Source organism: Dendronalium phyllosphericum CENA369 (assembly GCF_016056275.1).
In the GTDB taxonomy this organism is placed as follows: Bacteria; Cyanobacteriota; Cyanobacteriia; order Cyanobacteriales; family Nostocaceae; genus Dendronalium; species Dendronalium phyllosphericum.
This window is the reverse complement of sequence record NZ_JAECZA010000268.1, coordinates 1-1,518: the sequence shown is the minus strand read 5'-3', so window position 1 is coordinate 1,518 and position 1,518 is coordinate 1. Positions and strand designations below refer to the sequence as shown.

Genomic DNA, 1,518 nt, shown 5'->3' with positions numbered 1-1,518 from the left:
GATTTAAATACTGCTCTGAAAATATATACTCAACGCTTTGGAATTGAAGCCATGTTCAAAGATTGTAAAACTGGCGGTTACAATTTGGAAAGTTCTCAAGCTAATCCTGATAGACTTGTACGAATAATATTTTTAATTGCTTTAGCTATGACCAGTGCTTGGTTACATGGACAAAGGACTAAATTTCAAAAACTTGATTCCTATATTTGTCGTAGTCAAGAAAAAAATAGAAATGAGAAACGTCATAGTAATTTCTGGATAGGTTTATATGGTCAAAATTGGATAGTCGCTTGGCATGAGTGTCAAGCATGGGTCGAGGAACTGGTCGGTTTCAGTCGCAATAAGCAAGCATATTATCAGCGAGGTTTAAGGGCTATGAAGCTTATACAGCAAGCTCTTTAACTCGCTTGTCGCCCCTTGAACGGTTACACAATACGATGTAGTGCTGTGTGTTGGAGACACAACTTTTCTTGATTATGGCAGTATTGAGGCTAAAAAAGAAGGTTACGGCCCAATTGGCAAGGGAGGTAATGGTTTAATATTACACAGTGCTTTAGCGATAGAGCCTGAGAAAGGTCAATCCATAGGTCTGTTATGGCAAAAACTTTGGAATCGTGAGCTAAAACAGAAGCCACCGAAAGATGAAACGCCGACACAGAAGAAAAAACGGCAAGCAGCAGCACGTAAAGAAGCCAGAAACCGTCCCTTTGAACAGAAAGAATCTTACAAGTGGGTAGAAGCTCTGACCACTGTAGAAAAACTTGTAAGCCAGCACACACAAGTGATTCATGTTTTTGACCGCGAAGGTGATATCACAGAAGTTTTTGATCGACTTCGCCAACAAAAACACACGGGAATCATAGTTCGTGCAGCTCATAACCGTAGTTTAGATTCCAAAAGTGAACGTCTTTGGTCGAAGTTAGAAGCTCAACCTATTAGTTTTGAACAGGAAATCGAATTACCATCCACGAGCCAGCGTACTGCTCGTCAAACCAAACTAGCTATACGATTCTGTCCGGTCAATCTCCGTACTCCTTACCGTTTTGATAACCGTAACCCACTATCTGTATATGCTGTTTATGCTACAGAGATTGATTGTCCCGAAGACGAAACACCTGTGGAATGGATGTTATTAACAACGGAAGTTATTGCAGATATTCAGATGGCTTCTACCATTTTACGTTGGTATACGTATCGTTGGCGTGTGGAAGAATACCACAAAATTTTTAAGTCCGGATGTCAGGTAGAAAAATACAGACTTGCTGCTGATGGGATGAAGGCTCTCATTGGTTTCTTGAGTGTGATTGCGGTAGAACTGTTGCAACTAACTTATCTACACCGTACTCAACCCGACTCTCCTGCCATTGAGATTCTTAACCCCCTTGAACTTAAGATTTTAAAAGCTAAGTCCCCCAAACTTCCCAAAGTACTAACAGTTAGCTGGGCTGTTGAAGCCGTTGCTCGTCTTGGTGGCTACTTAGAACATCGAAGTAAAACACCCATTGGTATTCAAGTACT

At 41.0% G+C, this 1,518-nt stretch carries 2 pseudogenes; both read left to right on the top strand.

The window, feature by feature from the left end:
- Window positions 1–402: pseudogene (locus I8752_RS30170) on the top strand (IS4 family transposase); the annotation flags it as partial.
- Window positions 403–442: 40 nt separating this feature from the next.
- A pseudogene (locus I8752_RS30165) lies at window positions 443–1,518 on the top strand (IS4 family transposase); the annotation flags it as partial.